The organism is Haladaptatus sp. SPP-AMP-3 (assembly GCF_049568665.1).
GTDB classification, from domain to species: domain Archaea; phylum Halobacteriota; class Halobacteria; order Halobacteriales; family Haladaptataceae; genus Haladaptatus; species Haladaptatus paucihalophilus.
Genome location: NZ_CP145897.1, coordinates 91,087 through 117,511, shown reverse-complemented (window position 1 = coordinate 117,511; position 26,425 = coordinate 91,087). Strand labels below are relative to the sequence as shown.

Genomic DNA, 26,425 nt, shown 5'->3' with positions numbered 1-26,425 from the left:
CGGAAGTCCGGCGGAAGCGGACGGCCATCCGTCGCGTCCACGAACGGCCGAAAATCGATAGGACAACGCCAACCGAGTTCCGAGAAGACGAATTCATGAACGACGAACAATGAAGTTAGTGGTGAAATTCGGCGGGACGAGCCTCGCTAATCGGCGTCGCATCGACCGAGCTACGAAGACGGTCGCCGGATTGGTCGAAGCGGGACACGAGGTCGTCGTCGTCGCGAGCGCGATGGGAAACACGACAGACGAACTCCTGAACGGCTTGCCCCCCGACTCGTCGAATCTCGACCGCGCCGAGGTCGTCAGCATGGGGGAGCGAACGAGCGTTCGGATGCTCAAATCGCACCTCACAGCGGCGGGCGTGGACGCCACGTTCGTCGAACCGGGGGACGACGACTGGCCGATATTCGTCCGTCCGGACGACGGGGACGGCATCGACATCGAACGAACGAAACGAGGCGTAGAACGGCTCCCCGAACGGGTGGGCGGGTGCGTCCCGGTCGTGACGGGGTTTCTCGCGGAGGACGACGAGGGGAACGTTCGGACGCTGAACAGGGGCGGAAGCGATACGACCGCGACGTTGCTCGGCAACGTCATGAACGCGGACAAAGTCGTCCTCGTCACCGACGTTCGCGGGATACGCACCGGCGATCCGAAGGCCGTTGACGGGACGAAACGGATCGACGAAATCTCGGTCGGAGAGCTCCGAGATTTGGCCACCTGCAGTGCGGAGGTCGTCGCACCGGCCGCCCTCGAATACAAGACCGAGACGACCGAGCTCAGCGTCGTCCATTACGAACACGACGACGTACTCGCCGACGGAACCGACATCTACGGCGAATTCGAGACCGTGTTGAACGTCCGCGACGTGCCGTTCGCCGGAATCACCGTATCCAGGACCGTTTCGCGGTCGAGGTCACGCGTCGACGGACCGCTCGTCGAAACGCTCTCGACGGCCGGAATCGCGGTCAAAAACGCGTTCGCGGATATGGATTCGGTCACGTGCTACGTTCGTCGTGACGACCTGCACGATGCGGTCGAGTCCGTCCACCGTCTCGTGACGGAACACGACGGCCTTTCGAGCGTTTCGACGAGGGAGACCGTCGCGGCCGTTCACGTCGTCGATGGCGAACGCGGAGCTGCGTTCGACACCGTTCGGCGGGTTGCGACATCGCTGTTGGATTCGTCCATCGAGATATTCGACGCCGAAATCGGGACGACTTCGATGACGGTGTATCTGGACTGGGACGACCGTCACCACGTCGAGGACCTGCTCTAAAGCGCGAGAACGCGTGGATGAACGACGTTCGCGCAGAGAGGACGAGCGCCGACGGCCGCGATCATTTTTCCCACCAATTATATCTCTTTAAAAACCATTGATTTTATATTCTGTTAATTATTTATATTAGCCAATGGCTGCCGATAGTTTCGACGTTATCGGGGTTGGAATCGGGCCGCTCAACCTCAGTCTCGCTGCCCTCATCGACGACGCCGGTCGACGTCTGAAAACGCGTTTCTTGGAGCGGGATTCGGAGTTCGATTGGCACCGGGACATGCTCATCCCGGGAACGGACCTGCAGAACTCCTTTACCGGCGATCTGGTCAGTCCGGTTGACCCGACGAGCCAATACAGCTTTTTGAACTATCTGAAGACGAAGGACCGGTATTGGGAGTTCTTTAACTACGAGCAGTTCAACATCCCCCGAAAGGAGTACAACGAGTACTGTCGCTGGGTGTCGGAGCGGCTCGAAAACTGTCGTTTCGACCGGGAAGTCACTACCGTTTCCGAAGATGACGACGGCGCGTTCGTCGTTCGAGCGAGAAACCCGGAGACGGGAGAACGACACGAGTACCGCGCCGACAACATCGTCCTCGGCGTCGGTTCCCGCCCGTACGTTCCCGACGAACTCTCCGGGGAACTCGGCGAAGGCGTGTTCCACTCCTCGCAATTCCTCTCGCGGCGGGCGGCCTGTCTCGAAGCCGACTCCATCACCGTCGTCGGGTCCGGCCAGAGTTCGGCCGAGATTTTCCTTAACCTGTTGCGCGCACAGGAGGAACACGGCTACCGCCTCGATTGGCTGACGCGTTCGGACGGGTTCTATCCGGTGGACCCGTCGAAGCTCACCCGCGAACTTCGAACGCCCGACTACATGGACTACTTCTACGACCTCCCGCGAGAGGTGAGCGACGGGCGAGTTGCCCAACAGGACCTGTTGTACAAGGGAATTTCCCCGGGGACCAGCGCCGCAATCTTCGATACGCTCTACCGCCGTTCGATACGGAACGACGTCGATGTCGGCATGCTATCGAAGACGGCGGTACAGAGCATCGAGTCGCAATCCAAGGGTCGGTATCGGCTTCGATGCCACCAGTGGGAGGAAGACCGCCTGTTCCGACACGACAGCGAAGTCGTGGTTCTAGCGACCGGCTACCATCGTCCGGTGCCTTCCTTCCTCGAACCCGTCGAGGACGCGTTGGTGGACGCGAGCGGGCGGTTCTCCATCGACCGCGATTTCGAAGTCGAGACGAACGGGCTGGCGGGCCGATTGTTCGTCCAGAACGATGGGATGGATGCCCACGGGTTCAACGTCGCCGACCTGTCCCTCTGTTCGCATCGAAACGCGGTCATCATCAACAGCATCGTCGGGGAAGAAGTATACTCGGTCGAGAACGGCTCGCGCTTCCAGAGCTTCGGAGTGGAGCAGTTCGTCGAGGAGTCGCCGAACAGCGAACTGATAGAGAAAGTGGCGTTTTCGACCGACTGATACCGGCTCGACTGTCCGGTGGTTCGACCGATTATCCGGTGGTTCGACCGTCATCGGCGCGACGCCGACCGAACCGGCACGCGCGTTTTTTACCGGCGAGCGGATTCGATATCGACGATGCGCAGCAGCGAATCGTCGTCCGTCGTCCCGATAGTCGCATCGACGGTCGTCTCGCCGCGACGGACCGTCATCTCGACCGCCAGCAGGGAGCCGTCCAGCGCGGTGTACCCGTTGTCGTGTTCGATGGCGTCCAGCAACTCGTCGTCACGGATATCGACCGTTATCGACCCGCAATTCGGTCGGTTCTCACCGGCGTCCTCGATGGCTCGTTCGAGCGACGCGGTGGTTTCCGGACCGACCGGCGTCCCGACGAACTGGTGATACAACGCTCCGACTTCCACACCCGCCTCGAAACAGGCTCGCTCGCGCTCTGAAGGGGTCACGTTCGACACTCGCCTCGCGGAGAATAAACAGCTTCGGTTCGGACGGAAAATAAATGCGGTGCGGCCGCGGCATCGAGCGAAACGCCGTGAAATCGGCGAACGGTCGGGTGGGACTAGTCGAGAGGCCGATTGCCCTCGCCGTCGTTCGTGACGTGTTCGCCGATGAACCAGTCGATGATGCGTCCCTCCGCGCGGTGGAGGGTGTCGCTCGCAGTCGCTTTCGAGATGCCGACCGATTCGGCGACCTCGGTGAGCGTCGCCGTTCGCGGCGTCGCGTAATAGCCGCGTTCGAAGGCGGCGAGGACAAGTTGTCGCTGTCGGTCGGTGAGGAGATGGCTCGCGAAGTCGGTGCCGAAGGTGCGGACGTACTCGATGTCGAACCGAATCTCGGCGTCAGCGAGACGGTCGCCGAGGCGGGACAACCGACCGGAAGTCGTCGTCAGTTCCCACGTAACCTCGCCGTCCCGAACCACGAACGGTGTTTGCGGAAGCACACCCGTCCGCCACACCGGCGTCAGAAGCACGGGGGCTTCCGTTTCGACCTGCAACAACAGTTCGTCGTCGTGCGTCCAGAGCAGGTCGAGGTCGGTTACGTCCTCCCGCCGCTCGATATCGACGAGTACCTCGGACCCGTTAGAAGCGGTGCATTCGAGGAGGGCGATACCCGTCGTCTCCCCCGCAAGCGTGGCGACGACCGTGAATTCGACGTCCGGGTGTGCGGTCGAGACGCCGTGAATCCACGTCTCTTCCGGTATCGTCACGATGAGTTTGGTGTGTGGCATACGAAATCGGTCGGTGGTGGACACGAGGGTCGCCGGGAAGGAAACCGATGGTGCGAACATGTTCGTGAGACGCTGACCGGTTCGCGCCAAGCCATACCGGAGCGGGCGGCGTAGCGGCGGCACGGAGAACTATGCAAAAACGAATCGATCCGTTCCTCACGATGGCGAGTCTCTATCTCTCCGTCGGCCTTCTGGCGTTGCTCGGACGGCTGACGACGGGGATGGGACTCATCGAAACGCTTCCTCGACTCCGCTGGTTGCTGATTCACTTCGTCACCATCGGCGCGATGACACAGGCGCTGTTCGGACTCCTTCCGTCGCTGCTCGCGTCGGTCGGGGCTACTGAATCGCGCCCGACGAACGCCTCGCGCTGGCGGCAGTGGCTGCTGTTGAACGTCGGATTTCCGACCCTCCTCGTCGGAATGGCGGCCGGTTCGACGACGACTGCGGTCGTCGGCGGGAGTTTCGTGCTGCTCGCGCTGGTCTCACTCACGGTCACGGTATTCCGCCTTTCGTCCCGTCCGCGCGGTCGGCTGGGCCGGTTCTACCGGACGGCTCCGTGGTTCCTCGTCGTCGGCGTCACCATGGCGTTCGGGATGTTGCTCGACGTCCACGGCCCGGGCGGCTACTTCGGCTCCATCGAGGCGCACGTCCACGCGAACGTGTGGGGCTTTCTCGCTCTCGTCGCCGCCGGGACCCTGTTACACCTCGTCCCCGCGCTGGACGGGACGACCCTCCGCTATCCGACGCTCGTCCCCGTCACGTACTGGGGGCTGACGCTCGGCGCAATCGGTCTCGTCTCCGGTCCGTGGCTGGCGTTCCACGCCCTGACGTTCGGCGGCTTGTCGGTGTACGTCGTCGGGACCGTCGCGCTCCTCGTGAACGTCGTCGGCACGAGACGGGCGAGCGGTTGCCGCCCGGACGCTCGCATCGGCCACGTGCTCGGGGCGTACCTCTGGCTCGTCGTCCCGGTCCCGTTCGCGCCGCTGGTGCTGTTGTTTCCGACCGTCGTCCCGGGTGCCCCCATCGAAACCGCCGCCATCAACGGATTGGTGTTCGGATGGATGCTCCAGTTGGCGATGGCGTTCCTTCCGGTCGCCGCCGCCTCGGCCGACGGTCGACCGTGGTCCTTCGACCTCGAAGCGGCGGCCGAACGGGCGATTTCTCCGTCGTGGGTCGAACTCGGCACCCTGAACGTCGGGATGGTTGCCATCTGGCTGACGGCGCTGCCGCCGTTTTCGGGCGTCGCCGACGCGCTCACGCTCGGCGGGTTCTCGCTCGTCGCGCTCGCGTGGGGCGTCTTCCTCCGAGAACTGTGGACGGCGCTGGTCGCCGATTCCGGGCGCGGCGGAAACGCGTCCGAGCGTCCTCGCTCGACGGGCGAGTCCGCCGCCGACTGAACCCGTCCGCGACCCGTTCTAACTCCCCTTCGCGGCGATTCGCGTCGCACTACGTCGCCGTGCTGACGATTTTAATCACGTCGCCTTCTTCGAGTTCGTAGTCGTCGCTGATGTCGCGCTTCGTTTTGGCGTTCACCGCGTGGAGGTAGCCGTCGCCGATGTCGCTGTGGACCGCGTAGGCGAGGTCGCGGGGCGTCGAACCGCGCTGGAGAAGGAAGGCGTCCGGGAGGACGTTCCCCTGTCCGTCCGTCCACTTCGATTCGTTCTGGACGGGGTAGGCCGTGATGCGGTCGAGCAGGTCGTAGGCGGCGGCGTCGAGGCTTCCCTGGACGCCCGTGCCGTCCCACTCTCGCATGACGTCGCGGATTCGTTCGAGTCCGGCCCGCTGTTGGTCGCTCAGGTCGCCGACCACCTCGAAGTCGTCGTCCCCGGGGTCGTAATCCACGACGCCCGCCTCGACGCCCTGTCGGAGCGCGAGTTCGCCCTCCGCCGTCGCGGGGATGACCATCTTCCCCGTCTCGCGGAGTCGCTCGATGTTCTCCTCAGGCGCGACATCGGCCTTGTTCGCCACGAGGATGATGGGCTTGGTCCGGGCGCGGATGTCGCGGGCCAGTTCCTCGCGGTGTTCGTCCGTCCACTTCTGCGGGTCGTCGGGATACTCCAAGCCGCGGAGGCTCGCCGTCACGTCGTGTTCCGTCGCACCGAACCCCGTCAGCATGTCCGCCAGCGCCTCGTCGATGTCGAACCCGGGCGAGCGCGATTGGCGCACCACGCCCTCCCAGTTGCGGTCGATGATGCCGGTCAACCACTGGTCCATCTCCTCCTCGATGAAATCGACTTCCGCCACCGGGTCGTAACTCCCGACCTCGACGGGTTCACCCTCCTCGTTCGTCCCCCCGGAGGCGTCCACGACGTTGACGATAGCGTCGGCGTTGGTCAGGGCGTCGAGGAACTGGTTGCCCAATCCGCGCCCTTCGTGTGCCCCCGGAACGAGTCCGGCCACGTCCAGCAGTTCGATGGGGACGTAGCGCTTGCCGTCGTGGCAGTCGTCGTTGCCACAGCGCTCGTCGCGTTCGAGACAGGGGCAGTCGGTGCGGACGTAGCTCACGCCGCGATTCGCGTCGATGGTCGTGAACGGGTAGTTCGCCACGTCTACGTCGGCCATCGTGGCAGCCTTGTAGAAGGTGGACTTCCCGGCGTTCGGTTTGCCCGCCAGCGCGATAGAAATCATGTTTGGTGGTACCACAGAGGGTCGGAATTGTGTTTCGATTTTTGCGGCGACGATACGTATTCGGTGATTCTGTGATTTCTGTTACCGAGAAGCAGACCGCTTCGAAAGCCGCCACCGCACCGTACCACATCCTCCCCCCCCCCGATTCGTTTCGCTCACCCACCGTCAGAGCTTGCTCTGACGAGCAGCTTGCAAACGCTTCGCGTTTGCGCATCCAGAAAATCTTCGATTTTCAGAACTTCGTTTACGAGAACTACGTTCACGAAGACCTCGCGTGATTACCAAACAGACCCTCAGCCCGACGACTCACGGCGTTGCCGCTCGCTTCCGAGGTTTCTGTGAAACCTCGCTGGCCTCGAGACTGCTAACGCACGCGCCGAGGACGTTTGGTCGATTCCGCTCGGACCGACTTTCAGCCGTGGCGCGCGCTGGCGGGGCGACGCGGCCAGCGAGCGGTGTAACCGCGAGCTACCGGTTGGTCGCCCCGCCACAGTTCGCGCGAGGGACGAGGGATGCGGTGCGAATCACTCCGTGATTCGCATGCTTCGCGGTTTAGCCGCGAGCAAGCGACCGAGGAGGCTGGGGAGGACGAGGTGCGGTCGTATGCCGCCAGTAGTTGTTCACGAAGCGTCTCGTATCCCTTCTCAAGCGAATCTCCACGTGCAACGAATCAACCGTCTACGACCCATGTCTGTCCATTTCTATCTGGCCGCAATTGGCTATCTCGACCACGGCGTCGGGCGCGTGCCGTGACAGCGGTGAACGTCACCGAAGCGCTCGAAATCTCGGCGGTGTCGTGGGAGGACGCGGCCAAAGAAGCGTTTGAGAAGGTGATTACTCGACTTTAAATCCGCCCGCGACCAGCATGGGAACCACGAGGGTCGCTTCGGCCTCGACCTGCACGTAGTTTTTCGCCTCCTGTTTGATTTTTCCCCACGAGACGGCCTCGTGCGGCGGGGCACCGGACAGCGACCCGTCGCCTTCCATGCCGGTCGAAACGTACACCGCGTAATCCGCACCGCCGCGGAAGAGGTTGGTCATGATGGCGTGGTGCTTGGGGACGCCGCCGCCGAGGACGATGAGACCCGTCTTGTCCGCGAGCAGTCCCTGCTCGATGAGGGTGTCGTAGTCGTCCACGATTTCGATGCCGATGTCCGAGTCGTAACCCTGTCGGTAGTAGTAGAGGAAGTTGCCGACCTCCGCGTCGGTCAGGGCGGGACAGAAGATTGGGATGTCGTTGTCCGCCGCGTTCGAGAGGATGGAATCCTCGTCGTCCAACGTCTCGCCGAGTTCGCGGGAGAACTCCATCGGCGTGCGGATTTTCTCCTCGGCGAAGAAGTCCTCGAAGAAGTCGTTGAGGTAGGACTCCAACCAGACGTAGCGGTCGGAAGGGACGAAGATGTTGCCGAGGCGGTTGATGCCCTGCTCGCGCATCTCGGCCTCGTCCACGTCCCACTCGCCCATCTTGAACGGCTTTTCGGTCTTGATGACGTCCTCCGTTATCGACCCCGAGGTGGTTATCATCACGTCAACGAGGTCCTCGCGGGCGAGGTAGGCGAGCGTCTCCCGAAGCCCCGAAGAAACGATGTTCGAGGTGAAGGTGAGGTATATCTCCGCGCCCTCCTCGCGCATCGCGCGAATCAGTTCGATTGCCTCGGAGAGGTGGGTCGCCTGAAACCCGGTCGTCTCGTACGACGACAGCATGTCGAAGAAGTCGAAATCGCCCCTGAAATCGTAGCCCGCAACGTCCTCGGAATCGAGTTCCTCCTCGCTTCCGGGGACGACGTGTTCGTGGCTTTCGTCGCTCATGGTTCGTTTTCATCACCGCGCGAAAATGAGTCTTCAGATTTGACGGCGGCGTGTCGGCGGAGAATCACAACGGTACCCGGAACGGTGACTCTCCGGCGCGCGAGAAACGCGCGAGGGACGAGGACGCGGTGAGAGCCACCGCGTGGCTCTCATGCTCGCGGATAAACCGCGAGCAAGCGACCGAGGAGGGTGGGGAGGGTGAGGTTCGGTGCGGTTTCATTACCGCTTGGTCGTTGTTTACGCTGTCGTTACTCATGACATTCAGAAAAACAAAAACGGCTCTGCCGAAATACTACTGATTAGACGCGATTGGAAGTGAAACATCGGAGAGGTGGTGTACGAGTTTACCGATACTCGACCAGACACCTCATCGGCAGAACTCATAATTGCAAGTGAACGTAATCAATCATATGGATGGACTCAGTAGGAAAATCGTGCGTGCAGACGAATTCTTCTGGCATCTAAGCAATGTTGGTGTCGGTATCGCTGTGTTCGTTGCTACACTCCTGTACGCACCGCCCGGGAACTACTCTCTCCACTTGATTGGGTTCAGTATCGACCCGTTTTATTTGCTCGTTCCGCTCTCAATCGTGTACACCGCTTGGACAGGAATCGATTTCTGGAAATGGTATTTTGGTACCGACGATCAATAACACTGTTAGACGTGCGCTCTGCTCTGAACGGTACGCAAACTACCGCTCTAACTCGTAACTCGATGAGAATTTCAACAGAGCCACAAAACGGAATCCATCGCTGCCGATCAAACTCTGCTACAGTTTTACGGCCATCATCACTTCGTCCACGTACTCGCCGTCTATCTTGTAGTGGTTCTTCCGCACGGCCTCGGTTTCCCAACCGTGTGCTTCGAGGAAGTCGATGGCGTTCTGGTTGGTCGACGGCGCGCTCTGGTACACTTTTTCGTAGCCGTTCGAGGCCGCCCACTCCAGTCCGCGTTCGAGGAGGTGGCTGCCGATGCCGTGGCCCTGATACTCGTCCAGCACGCCGACGGTCAACTCGGCGGTGTGGCTGAGTTTGTCGAGTTCGGGCGCGTTGAGGTGGACCCACCCGACCACTTCGTCGTTGACGGTCGCGACGAAGAACATCCGCGATTCGAGGTCGTTGTGCCGGAGTAAGGCCTCCTGATGGTCGATTTCGTCGGCGACCGTTTCCGCGACGATGTACGACCCCTCCTGGGCGACCTGTCGAATCGCGCCGATGATGCCCGAGAGGTCCTCCTGCCGCGCGGGGCGGATGATAAACTCCACGTCGTCCACGTCGAACTCCTCTTCCGCGCCGGTTTCCAGCGCGACGGAGAGCATGTCCTCGTCCTCCGAGAGGTAGCCATCCCGACGAAGGATGGCGACGTGATGGCGGAACCCGCTCGGGTCGATGCGGAGCGAGTCCTGCACCTCGTTCGCGTTCGCCCGTCCGTGGCGTTCGACGTACTCGTAAATTCGTCGGCGGTCCTCGTGGCCGAACTCCAGTTTCTCGGAGAACTCCATGAGGACTGTTACCATCCATCTATACTTATTTTTAACGATGGATTTGACGCCGTACTGGGAGGTCCCGGCGGCCGTGAGAACCGCCGCTCGATTCTTGTAGCATGCCGTCGTGGTGACGCTGGGGGGAAGCATGGATTACAGCGATTTCATCGGACAGGTACAGCATCGACTCCAGTTGGGCAAACAGGGACAGGCGGTGCGAGCGATTCGGGCCACGCTAACGACGCTCGGCGAGCGATTGCAGGAAGGCGAAGCCAAAGACCTCGCGGGACCGCTCCCGATGGAGATAGACTGGTATCTCCTGCAGGCGGAGTCCGGCCAACGGTTCCACTTCGACGAGTTCGTCGACCGCGTCGCCGAGCGCGAGACCATCGACCGACAGAAGTCGCTCTTTCACGCGCAGGGCGTGATGTCGCTCGTCGAGGAGGTCGTTCCCGAAGGCGAATTCGAACAGATTCGCGGGCAACTACCCGAGGAGTACGACCCGCTCTTCGAACTCGTCGGAAACGAAGAGGCGTTCGACTAACGTCGGGCGCGCCGCGCTTTCGGGTCGGGAACGCGCGTCAGCAACTGCACCGTGTCGTGGAGGTCGTGGGTCTGTATCACGAGTTCCGCGACCTCGCGCACCGTGAACTCCGTCTCTATCTCGTAGCCGTAACAGCGTGCGTACAGCGCCAGCCAGTCGTTGAGCGCCTGCTCCATCCGTTCCATCTCGTCCGCGTCGAACCGCGCGAACTCGCCGGTCCGACCGTCGATGTACACGGACACGACGTCACCGACGCCCTTCCGGAGGTACGATACCGCCCGCTCCTCGTCCGGGGGGGTGTCCGGCGCGACGAACGATTCGCGCTCGTTCCGCGCCCGTTCCGCGAGGGACGTGATTCGGTCGCGGTACTCGCTCATTCGCTCGTTATCCCTCTCGGAACTCGACGCCCTTGCCGCCGCGCGGGTGTTCCCACTCCGTGTCGGCGACGAGCGCACACGTCCCGCACTCGACGCAGGGTTGCGTGTCGAGGCTGACGATTTTTTCCTCGTTGCCGTTCTCCCGCACCGTCTCCTCGCGGTAACAGCCGCCGCCGAAGTCCTTCGCGCTGACCGGACAGGCCGACACCGCCGCGCCGCTCGCTTCGTAGGAGTTGTCCCGCAGCCTGATGTGCGGGTTGCCCACGTCGGTGTCGTAGGTCAGGTCGCCGATGCGGTCGGCGAGGCTCTTCGGTTCGACCTCGTTTTCGTCCGTGATTTCGGTTCCCAGCTCCTCCGCGATGACCGTCGGCAGCGTGACGTACGGCGTCCGCGTGTCGGGAATCATCGAGGAGAGATACGGCGAGCCGTACAGGCGTTCGAGTTGGCCCGACATCACGCCGGAACTGAGCACCGCGCGGCCGAGCGACGAGGAGAGCACGCCGTCCACGAGTTCGCTCACCCGGTCGTTCTCGGCGATACCGCGGGTCGCCCGGTACTGGGTCGGACGGAGCTTGCCCATCACGCCCTCGTCCTCCAGTTTCTTCTCGTAGAGCCGTCCGGCCTTCTCGGGGGTGCCGCGCATCCGCGCTTCAGCGAAGGCCTCGGCGGCGAGCGCCCCGGCGGTCACGGCGTGGTTCATGCCCTTGATGATGGGACCTTGCGCCTGCATCTGTCCGCCAGCGTCGCCGACGAGGACGAGTCGTCCGCGGTGCGGTGCCGGATGTGCCACCTTCTTCGAGTCGGGAACGAGTTTCGCGGAGTACTCCACTTCGTCGTACTGGCCGTTCAACCACTGGGCGAGCAGCGGGTGCGTGAGCAGGTTGTCGAGCAGTTGGTGCGGTTCCGCCTCCTCCGCGACGAGGCTGTCGAGGTGGAAGACGGACCCGATGGAGAGCGTATCCTCGTTCGTGTAGAGGAAGCCGCCGCCCCGAACGCCGTCGAACAGGTCGCCCGAGAAGAGGTGCGCCGCGCCCGTGTTCGGGCCGACGTCGAACCGCTCGTCGATGACGTCCTCGGGCATGTCGATGACGGCCTTGACGCCTTGGAACCACTCGTCCGGTTCGTCCCAGTTCATCAGCCCCGCTTGGCGGGCGAGTTCGCTGTTCACGCCGTCAGCCGCGACGACGAAGTCGGCCTTGATGGGGTCGAGTTCGTCGCACGTGACGCCGACGATTTTGCCCCGCTCGCGGAGCAGGCCGTTCACCCGGACGCCGGTCAGCAATCCACCGCCCGTCTCGTGGGTCATCTCGTGAACCCGGTCGGCCAACCACGAGTCCATCTCGCGTCGGAGAACCGCGTCACACCACTCCGTGTCGTGGTCGTGGAGTCGGGTGATGTCGAACGATTTCACCTTGTCGCCCGCCACGTTGTGAATGTGGTAGTCCGTAATCGGCCGTTCCGCCGCCTCCTCGCGGAAATCGGGGAACAGCGAGTCGATGGTGTAGGGGGCCGACTCCTCGGCGTAGATGAGGCCGCCCGAGACGTTCTTCGACCCGGCCTCGACACCGCGTTCGAGGACGAGCGTTTCGATTCCGTTGCGTGCAAGCGTCGCGGCGGCGGCGGCCCCGCCGGGACCGGCACCGACCACGACGGCTTCGTAGTGTTCGTATTCCTCGCTCATCGTTCAGTCATCGTCCTCCGCTACGACCGCATCCAGTTCGCCCGCCTCTATCGCGTCCGTCAGGCGGGGAAGCACGTCGAACAGGTCGCCCTCGATGAAGAAGTCGCTGAAGTCCCGGATGTCCGCCTCCGGGTCGGTGTTGATGGCGACGATGGTTTCCGACTCGTCCATCCCCACCTTGTGCTGAATCGCGCCGCTGATACCCGCCGCGATGTAGAGCGGCGGTTGGACTATCTGTCCCGTCTCGCCGATTTGGCGCTCCTCGGTGACGTACCGCTCGACGTGTCCCTCGACGTTGTAGGAGGCCGTCACGATACCGCGGGACAGCCCGAGGTCCGCGTCGTCGAAAGCGTCCACGAGGTCCACCGCGAGTTCGATACCCTTCGTCGGGTCGTCGCCGATGCCGCGGCCGATGGCGACGATGACTTCTCGTCCGGTCAGATCGACGCCGGTGTCGAGCGTGTCCCACTCGGTGACCGCCACGCGGAACCAGTCGTCCGGGAGGTCGATGTCGTGGGCGACGACCTCGCCTTCCCGGTCCCCGTCGGGTTCCATCGCGTCGAAACTGCCCGGAATCACCGAACAGCCCTGCGGGTGGAACTCCCGGTCCGGGTTGTCGATACAGAGGATGGTCGAGTACTCGAATCCGGAGAAGTCCGGGCGTTGCATGTGGAGGATGCGCTCGAACTCCACCTTCTCGCCGGGTTCGCCGGTCTTCACCGGGTTCGAGATGAGTTCGTCCGTGATGGTCAGGCCGGAACAGTCGCTCGCCAGCCCGGAGTCGAGTTCGCCCTGCACCTGTGCGGAGAGGTCGCGCCCGTTGTTCGTCGCCGGGAAGAGGAAGTATCGCGGCTTGTCGTAGTCCTTCCAGTCCGCCGTGGTTCGCGCCATGTCCGCCACGATTTCGGTGTACGGCTTGTGGCGGAATCGCTCCAGGCGGTCGTCGTCGAGGTAGACCGCCACGTCCGCGCCGAGGGCGATACACTCCTCGGCGAGTTCTTCCATGTCGTCGCCGACGAGGACGGCGACGACGCGTTCCTCGTCGCCGTAGTCCTCGGCGTAGCCGTCCATCAACTCGCGGGCTTTGCCGAGCATCTCCTTGGACACGTCGAGGAGTTCGCCGCCCTGCGTCTCGCAGTACACCCACATGTCCTGATAGACGCCGTTTTCGAGCGCCCGGACGTGCTTCTTATCGGCCGTCTCCGTCGTCTCGTCCGGGTCCTGGACGTCTTCTTCCGTCGCCTCGTACTCGCCCTCGGTTTCGGCGTCGTCCGCGTCGCCCGTATCATCGCCCTCGTCGGCATCGACCGTATCCTCGCCGCCGTCGGTCGCTTCCCGAACCTCGTTGATTCGCGCCTGAATCGCCTCTTTGGCCGTCTTGCGGTCCTTTCCTTCCTCCTCGGCCGTGAGGAGGTCGGACAGCGCGCCGGGGTCCTCGATGGTACGTACGTCGTCTTCTATCTCCTCGACGGTTCGGTCGCCGGGGTCGGTGTCGGTCATTATCAGTCACCCGCCGCGAATGGTCGCATCGTTTCGAGCACGTCCGCCATCGCCTCCTCGTCGTCCAACGTCGCCATCGTCGCTTCGCGCTCGGCCGGTGCCTTCGGAATCGGGTCCACCGAGGACACGATGGTCGGCGACCCGTCCAGTCCGATGTAGTCGGGGTCGAGATTCAGGTCCTCGTGGTCCCACGTCGTGAGGTGTTCCTCGTACTCCTCGGCGCGGTCCGCCGTCTCGGCTTTCAGCTGTTTTCGCCGGAGGCGGTGTCTGGCCGTCCGATAACTCGCCTCGTACTCGGGGTCGGTGACGATGAACGCCGGGAGCGGGGATTCGACCGTCTCGATTTCGTCCACGTCGCCCTCGACGAGTCGCTTGGCGCGGACGCGTCCCTCGTCCTCGTCCACCTCCAACGCGATGACGTGCGTGATGATGGGATAGTCGAGACACCACGCCGTCTGGGGACCGGTCTGGCCCGTCTCCCCGTCCGCCGTCTTGAAGCCCGCGAACACGAGATCGGGGTCGCCGATCTTCTCGATTCCCGCCGAGAGCGTAATCGCCGTCGCCCACGTGTCGGCGGCGGCCATCGCACGGTCGGACAGCAGGTAGAGATCGTCGGCGTACACCTCCATCGCCTCGCCCAGCACGTCGCCGTAACCGGGCGGTCCCATGCTCATCGCGCTCACGTGCCCGCCGTGTTTCACCTTCGTCTGGAGGGCGGCGTTCAGTGCGAACCGGTCGTTCGGGTTCATCACCGTCGGGGTTTTCCCACGTTCGAGGTGGCCGTCCTCGTCGAACGACACCTGCCCCTCGCGGAAGTCCGGGACGCCCTTGGTCAACACGACCGAGTGCATCGGTACCTCCTACCGTGAGTGTATTTAGTATGCATACGTCAATCATTACCAATTGCGCCAGTCGTTATTATACTGTCGGAGAGTCAACAAAAATCTGACATACGGCCGCGGTACAATCGTCTGTTGATGGCTCGTGCTCAGCGGAAACGACGGCGAAAAGGTATCAACGCTCAGGCTTGTGGGGCCGGGCCGTCGGACCCGCTTCGGTCCCGATGCGTCGTCTCGACCGCTTCCGAAGCGTCCTCGTCGGTATTCTCGGATTTCTCTCCCTCCTCGTCGGTCGATTTTCGCGTGTCGGCTCGCACCATCGTCATCTCGCCGCGGGCGCGCATGGTCCCGTCGGCGGTCGCGTTCTCGTGGAATTCGAGGTCGGTACATGAGACGTCGCCGAGCACCTCCGCACCGTCTTCGAGGACGACGGTCCCGTTCCGGGTCGTCACGTCGCCGTGAATCCGCGTTCGCTCGCCGACCACGATGTCGCCCCGCGCTCGAAGGCTCCCAAAGACCTCGTTGTCCGCACCGACCGTGATCTCCTCCGCCCGGATGTTACCGTGGAGGCGACAGCCGTCTCCGACCGTCGCGGGCGTCGAGACGCGCCACGCGTCGTCGCTGACGTGGCCGCTTCGGGGAATCGTCACCGGTTCCGCCTCGCTCTCGTCCACCATCTCGTCGATGATGCCTTGGGCGGCCTCCTCCTCGCCGAGTCGGAGAAGCTGTGAGAGGTAGACGAAGAGGAAGACGACGGTCGGCATCGGGTTGCGGATGACGATCCACCCGTTGGCTTCGAAGCCCTCGTCGATCTGTACGTCATCGCCGATGTCGAGGTCGCCGCTGACCATCAGTTGCCCCGTGACGTGGACGCGCTCGCCCAAATAGGCGTCCTGTCCGACGAGCACGTCGCCATTCACGTCGCACCAGAGGTCGAGGCGGCAGTCCGCTTCGGCCTCGATGTGTCCGCCGAAGGTCGCCCGTTCGCCCGCGATGACGTTGTTCCCGCGCACGCCGAACTCGACGGTGGTCTGCGCACCGACGATGATGTCCCCGTCGGTCACGAGGTCGTGTTCTTCGACGGTCGTCCCGTCGGGAATCGAGAGTTCATCCAGTGGGTCGGAACGGAGCGGCACACATCCTACCAGCAAGTCGCTCGTAATAAAACCTCCCGAGACCGTCAGACGTTCGTCTGCCACGTTTCAGCCGTCCGTCGAAAATCCCACGCGACCGCGACCACGACCGCGAATCCGCTAGTTCCGGAGCCGAACCGCGCCCTTCCGGAAGACGAGATGGTTCGGGATGATGAACTCCTCGCCGTCGTTCTCGATGTGCGTGACGAACATATCCACCTCTTGGACGATTCCCTGATTGCCCGCGACGCGAATCTCGTCACCGATGCCGTACGGTTGGTTGAGCAGGAGGTAGATACCCGCCGCCGAGGAGCGGAGCAAGTCCCAGAACGCGACCGCGCCGAAGACGATGGCGGCGAGGACGTACGCGCCGAACAGCACCAGCAACGTGAGCACCGCGATACCGATTTGACTCAGCGCGATGAGCGACGCGATGTAGACGATGCTGTACTTGACGATTCGGGGGATGACGTTGACTTCGGGGAGTTTGACGCTCCGGAGGCGTTCGCTCACCAGCAGTTCCGCCTTGTCCGCGACGACGAATCCGACGATGAACACGAGCGCCGCGACGAACAACTGCGGCGTAAAGAGGATGATCTGCCAGAACAGTTGCGTGCTCAGCGGCAGTTCGGCCGTGTTGAGCGCGAGGAGAATCGTGACGCCGTAGATGAACCACGAAGTGAGACGCGCGATGAGCGAGACCGTCGTGGTTCCGAGGCTTCGGGCGGTGCGTTCGAACGGCGTTCCCTCGACGACCTCGGGCAGACCGGCGGCCTTGAGGATGCGCATGTTCAACCGGCCGAGCAGATACCCGGCGATGCCGCCCGCGATGAGGATGAGGAGTGCGAGGACGATGCGGTACTCCTGTTGGAGGAGTACCTGCCAGTCCGCCGTCATCTAATACGCCTCCGGGTCGAGTTCGAGGATGATTTCACCGCCCTTGAACGCCCTGACGAGTCCATCACTCTCCGAGAGGACGATTGCCGTTGCGTTCGTATCGCGGGTGATTGCACCGCCAGCCATGTGTCGTGCGCCGAGACCTTTCGGAATGTCCACGCCCTCCGCGGACGGTTCGAGGTAGCGGTACGCCGAGACTATCTTCCCCGAGTCGGAGATGACGAACGCGCCGTCGAGGCGGGAGAACTCCTTCAGCATGACGTTCACGATGGGGTCGCCGACGTGAACGTGACTCTTCTCGAAGGGGTTGTACGACAGCGGGCGCGACTTGTTCATCACCTTGCCCGCGTCGCCGACGACGAACAGCGCGCCGACGGGTTTGCCCTTCTGTCCCTTCTTTCCGAGTTCGATGGCGACCTCGAACACGTCGCGGATGACGCCGGGGTCGGCCCGCGAGTTGGCGAACAGGTCGTAGATTCCCGAGTGAACGTCCTCGTCGGCCCTGACGCGGGTGACGGTATCGATGCCGTCGCCGAACATGTTCGCGACGCACGTCAGTTCGTCGCCGTCCTCCGCGAGTCCGTGGTCTATCGCCCCTTCGATGCCGAATCGGATGCGGTCTTTGACGCTCTCGAACTCCAGCGGGAGTTCCACGAAGTCGCCCGCGCCGACGTTGTTGTCCGGCGCGACGACCACCACGTCGGTGTCGTTCAGGTCCGCGAACCGTTCGTAGTACGACCCGCTCGGAGAGAAGAGAAACACTGCGTCGACACCACCGACGAGGTCCTCCAGAAGTTCGCTCAGGGTAGCCATTACAGAAGGGCACTCAATCACCGAAGAAAAGGTTTGTGGGGGTATATGTCACCAGAAATCTCTTTTTGCGGACGTGTCTCCCATCGTTGAATGGAGATGTTAGTCCGAGTTCGACCCCATCAGTGTCCGAATGTTTACATACCCATGTCGGATGCGCGGTCGGGAACCGGCAAGTCGTTCGGTCGGACGCCGAGCAGTTCCGCCGCGTGGTCGAGCGCCATGTCGAATCCGTAGTACCGTTCGAGTTCCGGACTGTCCGCCGTCTCCCGGACTTTCAGCATTCCGTACCCTTCGAGGTTCTGGGCGACGGCCGCGGTTCGCCCCTTCCGGTCGAATTCGAGGACGCGTTCGTTATCTGTTTCGAAGTATCGTGCCGTGATGTCGTCCGAAGCGGTCATGAACGGCGCTTCGGAGGGGGTACAGTCGAAGCTATCGGTTCCAACCCGAAAGCCACGTGAGTCCCGCCGCCCCACACCCGGACATGGCTCGCTGGCACCAGAGTGGCACCCGTCGGGACATGTGTATCCTCCTCGCCGAGGCCGGGGAACTCCGCGGCCAGAGACTGAAAACCCGGCTCGAATCGCACTACGACAAACAGCTCGACCCCAAGCGCTACTACGCCACCCTCGACCGACTCGTCGAGAGCGGCCACGTCGAAAAGCGCGTCGAGGGGCTGTACGACGTGTTCTCGCTGACGGACGTCGGGGAAGCGAGACTCCGCGAGCAGTTCGACTGGATGCGCGAGAAAGTCGAGGAGTGACGAGCGGTAGGGGGGGACGGACGGAAGTCGAACGGAGTGGAATCGGTAGCAGACATGACCATGGACGCGAAACGTTCGAAGCCGTCTCCGTCCCCGAACTCCGCTTCCGAAAAAACGACGACTCGAGGTTCGCTCAGGGCCGATGCGGTCCCGACTGCCGCGGAACGAACGGCTCGCGCGGTTCGACCGAAATACTACTGACGGGCAACCCTTGCTCGTCGAGGACGGCGTGAATCGAGCCGAGAAGCTCCTCGTCAACGTCGTCGGCGTCGATGCCGCGGAACCGGAGGCCGACCTGTTTGATGGCGATACGCTTTTCCGAAGAAGGTTCGTTGTCGGACATGCTTCGATAGGTGTCGAAGCACACGAGGTCAGTGCTCTACCACTGGCCTTTCGGCGAATACCTCGTCTGGTTCGTCCGACATATCAAACGGCGAGGAGTTAATTCTATTGGTTCGGTGTACTCGGGAGATCCGAGAAGCGCGCCGTCGAACCGCCGTCCCGTCTCGAACCGGACGGCCGTCGTGTCCGAGCGTTTCCGCGCCACACTGAAAACGATTCACGCGCCACGCGGCGGCCGAACTTCGCACCGCGGCCCGTAACGTTAACCCGGAATCCGACCGAACGCTCGACCATGATAACCGCAGACCGGATGGCCGCCGTGGACGAGAACGCCGAACACCTCGGGGTGCCCCGCAAACAGTTGATGGAGTCGAGCGGGAACGCCATCGCCCGCCGCGTCCGCGAGATGGCGTCGCCGGGCGCGCGGGTCTGTATTGTCGCCGGACGGGGAAACAACGGCGGCGACGCCTTCGTCGCCGCGCGGTTTCTCGACGAGTACGACGTGTCCGTCCTCCTGCTCGGTCGGGCCGAAACAATCGGCACCGACATCGCGCGGGAAAACTGGGACGCGCTCCGCCGGGCCGAGTACGACGCGACGGAAGTGAAAGACTCCGGCGCGTTCGAACTGCCCGACTGTGACCTCGTTATCGACGCCGTGCTCGGAACCGGCGTGACGGGGGCGCTCCGGGAACCCGCCGCGACCGCGGCCCGGGACATCAACGACGCCGACGCCACCGTCCTCGCCGTGGACGTTCCCTCGGGCGTGAACGCCGATTCGGGAGAAGCCGAGGGCGTGGCCGTCGAAGCCGATGCGGTCGTCACGTTCCACGACATGAAACCCGGCCTCGCCGACCACGACGGCGACGTGACCGTGGCCGACATCGGCATCCCCGCCGCCGCGGAGCGGTTCGTCGGGCCGGGCGACCTCCGGAGCGTTCGCGGGGACGTCGGGGGGCGCGTGTTCGTCATCGGCGGCGGGCCGTTCACCGGCGCACCCGCGCTCGCGGCCCAGTCGGCGCTGCGGGCGGGTGCGGACCTCTCGTTCGTCGCCGCGCCGAACACCGTCGCGGGAGAGATTCAGGGCTACGCGGAGGACCTCATCGTCCAACCCTACGACGGCGACCGCCTGACGCCCGAGCAGGTCGATGGCTTGGTCGAGACGGCCGAATCGTACGACGACACGGTTATCATCGGCCCCGGACTCGGCAACGCCGACGAGACCATCGACGCGGCGACGGACTTCCTCGAATCCTTCGGGGGTCGGGCGGTGGTGGACGCCGACGCGCTCCCCGCGATTCCCGGCCTCGACACGGACGCGACGCTGGTCTGTACGCCGAACCGCAAGGAACTGGCCGAGATGGGCGGCCCGGACGCGGACGACTTGCGCGAGGTGACGGACGAAATCGAAGCCCTCGCGGACGACATCGGGCACGTCGTGCTGGCGAAGGGCGCGACGGACGTGATTTCGGACGGCGACCGAACGCGCGTCGTTCGAACGGGCAACACGGGCATGAAAGTGGGTGGCACGGGCGACCTGCTCGCCGGAGTCGTCGCGGGGCTGTTCGGCACGACGGGGGCCTTCGACGCCGCGTGCGTCGGGTCGTTCGTCAACGGCCGGGCGGGCGACCTGCTCTACGACGAGCGATACGAGGGCCTGCTCGCGTCCGACATGCTCGAAACGATTCCGACCGCGATGTGGGGTGAGGACGATGCGTAAAAACGAGACGACCGACGAGGAACTGACCCACACGGACGACTCCGGCGAGGTTCAGATGGTGAACGTCGGCGGGAAACCCGACACGGCCCGCCGCGCGGTTGCGCGGGGCGAGATTCACCTCCAATCCTCGACCGTCGATGCAATTCGAGCGAACGACGTGAAGAAGGGCGACGTGCTGGCGACGGCCCGAATCGGCGCGGTACAGGCGGTGAAACACACGTGGGAGACGATTCCGATGTGCCACCAGATACCCATCACGAACGTCGATACCGACTTCGACGTGCGCGACGACCGGGTGGTCCTATCCGTGGCCGTCGAGACGACGGGCAAGACCGGATGCGAGATGGAGGCCTTGGAGGGCGTCACGACGGGGCTGAACGCCGTCTGGGACATGGTGAAGGCGGTCGAGAAGGACGACGACGGCGGATATCCTGACACCGCGATTCGTGACGTTCGGGTGGTCGAAAAGGAAAAGCGGGAACTCACACGGTAGCCGAATCCGGGTCCTCGGCGGGGGAGACGTACTCCGTCCCCCAGTCGCGCATGGCGAGGATGACGGGTTCCAGCGATTCGCCGGTCGCGGTCAGCGAGTACTCGACGCGGACCGGTTTGTCGTTCACGATTTCGCGGTTCACGAGCCGTTTTTCACCCAAATCGTCCAAGCTGTCGGACAACACCTTGCTCGAAATCCCGTCCACCTCCTCTTTGAGTGCGTTGAAGCCGAGGGGACCATTCACCAGCAGTCGATGAACGATGACGGGGTGCCACTTCTTCCCGACGAGGGTCGCCGTCGCAGTGATCGGACACCACTCCTCACCGGCACACCACATCGTCAATCGTTCCGGTTCGTCGCTCATACGCCGAGGTAGGAAGTCGGCCGGTAAAAAGTTACGTTACGAAATCGACTTACCGAAGGTAACCGTATGTCCGGGCTTTCGCGGGGAAAACGCGATTTCGTGAGCACCGCGGCGAGAGCCCTGCACGCAACGGTTTCGGATGGAGAATGTACGTATAATCGAAAGGTTCTCGTTCGACCGTCGCCTATCGAACAGTGGAGAATCATGGTATTGGGTAACACTTATCACTGGCCGGTTGCTACCGGGTATTGGAGAGAAAGTCGATAACGACAGACAACCGAATCGCATGACCACGAGCACGCACGAAGCAGACGATTCCCGACGGGACCGGGACGACGACCGATACGCCGAACTCGAAGTGCAGGACGACGCAGTCCTCATTTACGACCAGAAGAATCACACGGCATGGATTTGCTCGAACGGCGCGGTATCGTTATATTCGATGCTTTAGGCCGACGGCGCGGCGGTCAGGTCGCTCGCCTTCGACCGTGACTGCTGAACGATGGACGGACGGGCCTCGAACTCCACGACCACTTCGTCGTCGGTGTACGTCACGTCCTCCACACGAGCATGGTCGTGAACCCACGAAACGACGCTCATCGTTTCGTCGGTCATCGGCATGACCAACCGTTCGAACTCCCACGCGGGCAGTTCGATGTCGACCCGCCGTTTCAGTTCCTCGATGTTCACCCCTTCCTTGCCGCTGATAGCCACCGGACTCGGCGCGAGCGCCGACAGCGCCCGTTGCTTCTCTTCGAGTTCCTCGTCGCTCACGGCGTCTATCTTGTTCAACACGGTGACGATGGGCGCCTGATTGCGCTCGTACAGCGTGTCGTGGCAGGTGACGAGCTTTTCCCGGATGTCGTCTATCGGCTCGCTCACGTCCACGACCAGCAACACGAGGTCGGCGTAGTACACCGCGTCCAACGTCGATTTGAACGACTCCACCAACCAGTGCGGCAGGTCGCTGATGAACCCGACCGTATCCGTCACCAGTACGTCACGCCGCTCGATGTCGGCCTTCCGGGTCGTGGTGCCGAGCGTCGTGAACAGGCGGTCTTCGGCCTCCGCGGTGGGGTCCAAGTCGGGGTGTAACTCCTCGTTCTCGCCGATTTCCAACTCCGCCGCGAGTCGCTGGAGGAGCGTGGATTTCCCCGCGTTCGTGTATCCGGCGAGCGCCACGAGGTCGAATCCGGACTCGCGCCGCTTCTGTCTGCGGTCGGCTTCCTTGTCGGCGATGGCGTCGAGTTCGTCCTTGATGCGGCTTATCTGGTCCTTGATGTCCTGTTCGTGGCTCTCGTCGTACTCACCGAGCCCCATGAACCCCGGCCGCTCGTCGCGCTTTGCGAGGCTGGTCTTCGCCTCGACGCGCGGCAACTCGTAGCGGAGTTCGGCTAACTCGACCTGCAACTGCGCCTTGCGCGTCTGGGCGCGCTGCCCGAAGATTTCGAGGATGAGCCGGAATCGGTCGATGACCCGCGTGCCGTCCGGCAGTCGCTGGCCGAGGTTGTACGTCTGATACGGCCCGAGTTGGTTGTCGAAGATGACCACCCCGGCGCCCCGTTCCGTGACGGTGGCCGCGAGTTCCGCGACTTTCCCTTCGCCGAACTGGTACGCGGCGTCTTCCTCTCTGGCTTGCGTAACTTCCGCGGCGACGTCGTAGCCCGCGGCGCGAGCCAACTCGGCCAGTTCGTCGATGGAAGCTGTTCCGTCATCTACCCGTTTTGCAAGTATCGCTTTCATAGGAGTAGTTTGCGGGCGGCGTACGCGGCGTGGTGTGCGGCCTGCACGGTTTCACGTTCGGCTATGCTCTCGACGTACTTAAAATCAGGTTCGAGATACTGTTCGACCATCCACACAGGTTCCTCGTAGAATTCGCCCCGTTCGGCGACGATGGGTTCCGCCGACGGGTCGGGGAGGTCAGAAACCGCCTCGGCGACGACCCCCGTCGTCGCCGAAAGCGTCGGTTCGTGGTGGCTGACCGCGAACCCCAGCCCCCGAACGCTGTGAAGTCGCGTCGTGTCGACCGTCGCGTGGACTGCGGCGGCGACCATCAGGTATTCGCCGTCCTCCTCGTGGCGACCGCTGATGTCGATGCCCACCACGTCAGCCGTGCCGGCCCTTCACCTTGATTCGTGCCGCGTTTCCGTGCACGTGCGCCCGTAGGCCGCCGAGGTTCTTGAATCTCCCGCTGGATGCGTCGGTCGAAACGACGGCGGGGAACCGCCACCGACCTCGCGGAAGTGACGGCAGTTATTTCTCCCCGCGAACGTCAGTTGGAGACATGCGAGATGCGTATCTGGTCGGGGCGGCCCAGACGGATTTCGGGTCGTTCCCCGACGAAAGCTATCGGTCGCTGTTCCGCACCGCCTTCGAGGCGGCCTGCGACAGCGTTCCGGCGGGCATCGACCCGGACGACGTGGACGAGGCGGTCGTCGGCACGCTCGGCGTCGGCGGGCGGCAACTCGGCCTGTCTGGGCCAGCCGTGACGGAACACGTCGGACTCGACGGAATCCCGTGTACCCGCGTCGAGAACGCCTGTGCGGCGAGCGGCTACGCCGTCCGGCAGGCCGTACAGGCCGTCAAGAGCGGCATGGCGGACGTCGTTCTCGCGGGCGGCGTCGAAATCATGACCGACACGTCGAGCGACGCGACGAAGTACTGGCTCGGCGTCTCCGGGGAAACCGAGTGGGAGCGACTCTCGGGTACCACGTTCGCGGGCGTCTACGCCCAGATGGCCGACGCTCACATGGAGAAGTACGGTACGACGGCCGAACACCTCTCCCGCGTCGCGGTCAAGAACCACGCCAACGGCGCGAAGAACCCGCACGCCCACCTCGGCTTCGAGTGCTCCCTGGAGGATGCGATGAACGCCCAAGTCGTCGCGGACCCGCTGACGCTCTATCACTGCTGTCCGACGACCGACGGCGCGGCGTGCGCCGTCGTCGCCAGCGAGGACGTGGTGGACGAGTACACCGACGACCCCATCCGAATCGCGGGCGTCGGCGCGGCCAGCGACCGCGTGGGGCTCTTCCAGCGCGACACCTACACCTCCGTTCCGGCGTCCCGCGAGGCCGCCCAGTCCGCCTACGAGATGGCCGGAGTCTCACCCGGGGACATCGACTTCGCCGAGGTGCACGACTGTTTCGCCATCGCGGAACTGCTCGCCTACGAGGACCTCGGCTTCTGTGAACCCGGCGAAGCGGGCGAGTTCGTCGCCTCCGGCGCGACCGAACTCGGCGGCGAACGCCCCGTCAACACGTCCGGCGGACTCAAATCGAAGGGCCATCCCATCGGCGCGACCGGGGCCGGACAGATGGTCGAGGCGTACAAACAGCTCTCCCGGACGGCGGGCGACCGGCAGGTCGAGGGCGCGACGCGCGGCCTGACGCACAACGTCGGCGGGAGCGGCGGTGCCGCGGTCGTCCACGTGCTCGAAAAGGAATCGGAGGTGGAGGCATGACGGGCGACGAAGGGGTACCGGACATCGCCGCTGTCGGTGCCTACGCCCCTCGGTTCCGAATCTCGGCCGACGAGTTCGTCGAGGCGTGGGGGCAGTTCCACGCCGCCGGAGTGAACGAAAAAGCGGTTCCCGACGCCGACGAGGACGCACTGACGATGGCCTACGAGGCGGCGACGCGCGCGCTCGACGCCGCCGGGAACCCGGACGTTTCCTTCCTCGCGTTCGCTTCGACCACCCCGCCGATGGCGGAGGAGGACGCGACCGCCCGACTCGGCGGGATGCTCGACGTTCCGGCGGACGCGACGCGGCACGTATTCACGGGGAGCACCCGCGCCGGAACGCGGGCGCTCGTCGCCGGACTCGCGGCGGGACCGTGGGACGACGGCGTTGGGGTGGTCGTCGCTGCGGACGCTCCCCGCGGCGAACCGGATTCAACCGAGGACCACGCGGCAGGTGCTGGCGCGGCCGCCTTCGTCCTCGCCGACGACGGTCCCGTCAGCATCCGCGAACGGGCCGAGTACGCCGCCGAATTCCCCGGCACGCGCTTCCGGGCCACCGGCGACGAGAACGTCGAGGGACTGGGCGTCACGAGTTACGACAGGGAGGCGTTCTCCGAGACGCTCGCCGCGGCGGTCGGGCGATTGGACGCGGACGTCGGGGACGTGGACGCAGCGGCGGTACAGGCCCCGAACGGCAAACTCCCCTACCGGGCCGCGGGTGCGCTCGGCGTCGGTATCGACGAGATTCGGGCTGGGGCGCCCGTCCACGAACTCGGCGACACCGGCGCGGCGAGCGTCCCGTTGAGCCTCGCCAAATCCCTCGCGGACGGCCGCGAGCGTATCCTCGCCGCCTCGTTCGGAAGCGGTGCTGGCGCGGACGCGCTCGTACTCGAAGCGCCGGGCGACGTTCCCGTCTCGACGGCGCTCGACGGCGACGAACCGGTTTCCTACGCGGAATATCTCCGACTGCGCGGCGACCTCACCTCCGGCCCGCCGAGCGGCGGCGGGGCCTACGTCAGCGTGCCGTCGTGGCGGCGCACGCTCGACCAACGACACCGACTGCTCGCCGGGAAGTGTCCCGACTGCGGCGCGCTGAACTTCCCGCCGGAGGGCGCGTGCAACGGTTGTCACTCCTTGGTCAAATATGGCGACGTTCGACTGACCGGCGAGGGGACGGTGGAAGCCGTGACGACCATCTCGCAGGGCGGTGCGCCGCCCGAGTTCGCGGAACAGCAGGCCAAGTCCGGCGACTTCGACGTGGCGGTCGTCGCCCTCTCGGGACCGGACGGCGGCGAAGCGAGCGTCCCGGCGCAGGTGACGGGGACCGCCCCCGGAAACCTCGAAATCGGCGACGCCGTGGAGACGACGATGCGCCGCATCTACACGCAGGAAGGTGTGACGAGGTATGGGTTCAAAATTCGCCCATAAGTGGGCGAACCTTGAACCAAGTCGGAGCTTTGCTCCGACCGTGGTCCAAAATACATCAGATTGGATATAAATTTTGAGCGGGAAAGCACGGCGCTCCTCACGGAGGATAGAAATCTCGGCGATAGATTTTAAATGAAATACAGAAACGGACAGTCGAA

General features: G+C 63.8%; 27 protein-coding genes. 10 read left to right on the top strand and 17 right to left on the bottom strand.

What is annotated here, in order from left to right:
• The first annotated feature begins 109 nt into the window (after positions 1–109).
• Together V5735_RS00905 and V5735_RS00900 are read left to right on the top strand one after the other, a co-directional pair.
• Complete coding sequence (locus V5735_RS00905) at positions 110–1,282, top strand: aspartate kinase (protein WP_423744639.1); 1,173 nt, start codon at positions 110–112, stop codon at positions 1,280–1,282.
• Positions 1,283–1,415: 133 nt separating this feature from the next.
• The gene (locus V5735_RS00900; RefSeq protein ID WP_423744638.1) at positions 1,416–2,768 is read left to right on the top strand and encodes a lysine N(6)-hydroxylase/L-ornithine N(5)-oxygenase family protein; all 1,353 of its coding nucleotides are present in this window, start codon (positions 1,416–1,418) and stop codon (positions 2,766–2,768) included.
• Between the two features lie 89 nt (positions 2,769–2,857).
• Here the strand turns inward: V5735_RS00900 and V5735_RS00895 are convergent, their stop codons facing one another.
• Together V5735_RS00895 and V5735_RS00890 are read right to left on the bottom strand one after the other, a co-directional pair.
• Complete coding sequence (locus tag V5735_RS00895; protein WP_423744637.1) at positions 2,858–3,211, bottom strand: dihydroneopterin aldolase family protein; 354 nt, start codon at positions 3,209–3,211, stop codon at positions 2,858–2,860.
• 113 nt (positions 3,212–3,324) lie between these two features.
• Entirely contained in the window at positions 3,325–3,993 is a 669-nt protein-coding gene (locus V5735_RS00890) for a helix-turn-helix domain-containing protein (RefSeq protein ID WP_423744636.1), read from the bottom strand.
• Between the two features lie 131 nt (positions 3,994–4,124).
• On the opposite strand from V5735_RS00890, the gene V5735_RS00885 reads away from it, so the two are divergent.
• Positions 4,125–5,393: a hypothetical protein gene (locus tag V5735_RS00885; RefSeq protein ID WP_423744635.1), complete on the top strand. Its 1,269-nt coding sequence runs from the start codon at positions 4,125–4,127 to the stop codon at positions 5,391–5,393.
• A 49-nt stretch (positions 5,394–5,442) separates the two neighbouring features.
• Here the strand turns inward: V5735_RS00885 and V5735_RS00880 are convergent, their stop codons facing one another.
• The 3 genes from V5735_RS00880 to V5735_RS00870 all read right to left on the bottom strand — a co-directional run bounded on the left by V5735_RS00880 (position 5,443) and on the right by V5735_RS00870 (position 9,935).
• Entirely contained in the window at positions 5,443–6,624 is a 1,182-nt protein-coding gene (locus V5735_RS00880; RefSeq protein ID WP_423744634.1) for a redox-regulated ATPase YchF, read from the bottom strand.
• A gap of 834 nt (positions 6,625–7,458) precedes the next feature.
• Positions 7,459–8,433: a deoxyhypusine synthase gene (locus V5735_RS00875; protein WP_423744633.1), complete on the bottom strand. Its 975-nt coding sequence runs from the start codon at positions 8,431–8,433 to the stop codon at positions 7,459–7,461.
• A 770-nt stretch (positions 8,434–9,203) separates the two neighbouring features.
• Positions 9,204–9,935, bottom strand: coding sequence for a GNAT family N-acetyltransferase (locus V5735_RS00870; protein ID WP_423746046.1), 732 nt, complete (start codon positions 9,933–9,935; stop codon positions 9,204–9,206).
• Positions 9,936–10,065: 130 nt separating this feature from the next.
• Here V5735_RS00870 and V5735_RS00865 point away from each other — a divergent pair, with 130 nt between their 5' ends.
• Complete coding sequence (locus V5735_RS00865) at positions 10,066–10,461, top strand: DUF2267 domain-containing protein (protein WP_423744632.1); 396 nt, start codon at positions 10,066–10,068, stop codon at positions 10,459–10,461.
• Here V5735_RS00865 and V5735_RS00860 read toward each other — a convergent pair.
• The 8 genes from V5735_RS00860 to V5735_RS00825 all read right to left on the bottom strand — a co-directional run bounded on the left by V5735_RS00860 (position 10,458) and on the right by V5735_RS00825 (position 18,099).
• Entirely contained in the window at positions 10,458–10,838 is a 381-nt protein-coding gene (locus V5735_RS00860) for a hypothetical protein (RefSeq protein WP_423744631.1), read from the bottom strand. The two genes, V5735_RS00865 and V5735_RS00860, sit on opposite strands and share 4 nt — an antisense overlap.
• A gap of 7 nt (positions 10,839–10,845) precedes the next feature.
• On the bottom strand, positions 10,846–12,519 hold the full coding sequence (locus V5735_RS00855) for an FAD-dependent oxidoreductase (RefSeq protein ID WP_423744630.1): 1,674 nt from the start codon (positions 12,517–12,519) through the stop codon (positions 10,846–10,848).
• Between the two features lie 3 nt (positions 12,520–12,522).
• The gene (locus tag V5735_RS00850; RefSeq protein WP_423744629.1) at positions 12,523–14,019 is read right to left on the bottom strand and encodes an electron transfer flavoprotein subunit alpha/FixB family protein; all 1,497 of its coding nucleotides are present in this window, start codon (positions 14,017–14,019) and stop codon (positions 12,523–12,525) included.
• Between the two features lie 2 nt (positions 14,020–14,021).
• A complete protein-coding gene (locus V5735_RS00845) occupies positions 14,022–14,870 on the bottom strand; it encodes an electron transfer flavoprotein subunit beta/FixA family protein (protein ID WP_423744628.1) in 849 nt (282 codons plus the stop codon).
• Positions 14,871–15,040: 170 nt separating this feature from the next.
• The gene (locus V5735_RS00840) at positions 15,041–15,994 is read right to left on the bottom strand and encodes a polymer-forming cytoskeletal protein (protein ID WP_423744627.1); all 954 of its coding nucleotides are present in this window, start codon (positions 15,992–15,994) and stop codon (positions 15,041–15,043) included.
• A gap of 117 nt (positions 15,995–16,111) precedes the next feature.
• A complete protein-coding gene (locus V5735_RS00835; protein ID WP_423744626.1) occupies positions 16,112–16,888 on the bottom strand; it encodes a mechanosensitive ion channel family protein in 777 nt (258 codons plus the stop codon).
• A complete protein-coding gene (gene dacZ, locus V5735_RS00830) occupies positions 16,889–17,701 on the bottom strand; it encodes a diadenylate cyclase DacZ (protein WP_423744625.1) in 813 nt (270 codons plus the stop codon).
• A gap of 134 nt (positions 17,702–17,835) precedes the next feature.
• Positions 17,836–18,099 (bottom strand): DUF7111 family protein, encoded by a 264-nt coding sequence (locus V5735_RS00825; RefSeq protein ID WP_423744624.1) that lies wholly within the window; start codon positions 18,097–18,099, stop codon positions 17,836–17,838.
• A 56-nt stretch (positions 18,100–18,155) separates the two neighbouring features.
• Here V5735_RS00825 and V5735_RS00820 point away from each other — a divergent pair, with 56 nt between their 5' ends.
• Complete coding sequence (locus V5735_RS00820) at positions 18,156–18,461, top strand: PadR family transcriptional regulator (protein WP_423744623.1); 306 nt, start codon at positions 18,156–18,158, stop codon at positions 18,459–18,461.
• Positions 18,462–18,594: 133 nt separating this feature from the next.
• Here V5735_RS00820 and V5735_RS00815 read toward each other — a convergent pair whose 3' ends face one another.
• Positions 18,595–18,804: a hypothetical protein gene (locus V5735_RS00815; RefSeq protein WP_423744622.1), complete on the bottom strand. Its 210-nt coding sequence runs from the start codon at positions 18,802–18,804 to the stop codon at positions 18,595–18,597.
• A 291-nt stretch (positions 18,805–19,095) separates the two neighbouring features.
• Between V5735_RS00815 and V5735_RS00810 the strand changes: the two genes are divergently transcribed.
• Positions 19,096–20,520: an NAD(P)H-hydrate epimerase gene (locus V5735_RS00810; RefSeq protein WP_423744621.1), complete on the top strand. Its 1,425-nt coding sequence runs from the start codon at positions 19,096–19,098 to the stop codon at positions 20,518–20,520.
• Entirely contained in the window at positions 20,513–21,013 is a 501-nt protein-coding gene (moaC, locus tag V5735_RS00805; RefSeq protein ID WP_423744620.1) for a cyclic pyranopterin monophosphate synthase MoaC, read from the top strand. The genes V5735_RS00810 and moaC overlap by 8 nt, the downstream gene beginning before the upstream one ends.
• Here the strand turns inward: moaC and V5735_RS00800 are convergent.
• Entirely contained in the window at positions 21,003–21,377 is a 375-nt protein-coding gene (locus V5735_RS00800) for a winged helix-turn-helix transcriptional regulator (protein ID WP_423744619.1), read from the bottom strand. The genes moaC and V5735_RS00800 overlap by 11 nt on opposite strands.
• Before the next feature lie 286 nt (positions 21,378–21,663).
• Between V5735_RS00800 and V5735_RS00795 the strand changes: the two genes are divergently transcribed.
• A complete protein-coding gene (locus tag V5735_RS00795) occupies positions 21,664–21,828 on the top strand; it encodes a DUF7331 family protein (RefSeq protein ID WP_007977317.1) in 165 nt (54 codons plus the stop codon).
• On the opposite strand, the gene hflX is transcribed toward V5735_RS00795, so the two are convergent.
• Entirely contained in the window at positions 21,825–23,120 is a 1,296-nt protein-coding gene (hflX, locus tag V5735_RS00790; RefSeq protein WP_423744618.1) for a GTPase HflX, read from the bottom strand. The two genes, V5735_RS00795 and hflX, sit on opposite strands and share 4 nt — an antisense overlap.
• Entirely contained in the window at positions 23,117–23,473 is a 357-nt protein-coding gene (locus V5735_RS00785; RefSeq protein WP_423746045.1) for a DUF2209 family protein, read from the bottom strand. Before V5735_RS00785 ends, hflX begins: the two co-directional genes overlap by 4 nt.
• Before the next feature lie 188 nt (positions 23,474–23,661).
• Between V5735_RS00785 and V5735_RS00780 the strand changes: the two genes are divergently transcribed.
• Positions 23,662–24,840 carry a thiolase domain-containing protein gene (locus V5735_RS00780; protein WP_423744617.1) on the top strand — a complete coding sequence of 393 codons (1,179 nt, stop codon included), beginning with the start codon at positions 23,662–23,664 and terminating at the stop codon, positions 24,838–24,840.
• On the top strand, positions 24,837–26,267 hold the full coding sequence (locus V5735_RS00775) for a zinc ribbon domain-containing protein (RefSeq protein ID WP_423744616.1): 1,431 nt from the start codon (positions 24,837–24,839) through the stop codon (positions 26,265–26,267). The genes V5735_RS00780 and V5735_RS00775 overlap by 4 nt, the downstream gene beginning before the upstream one ends.
• The last annotated feature ends 158 nt before the right edge of the window (positions 26,268–26,425 follow it).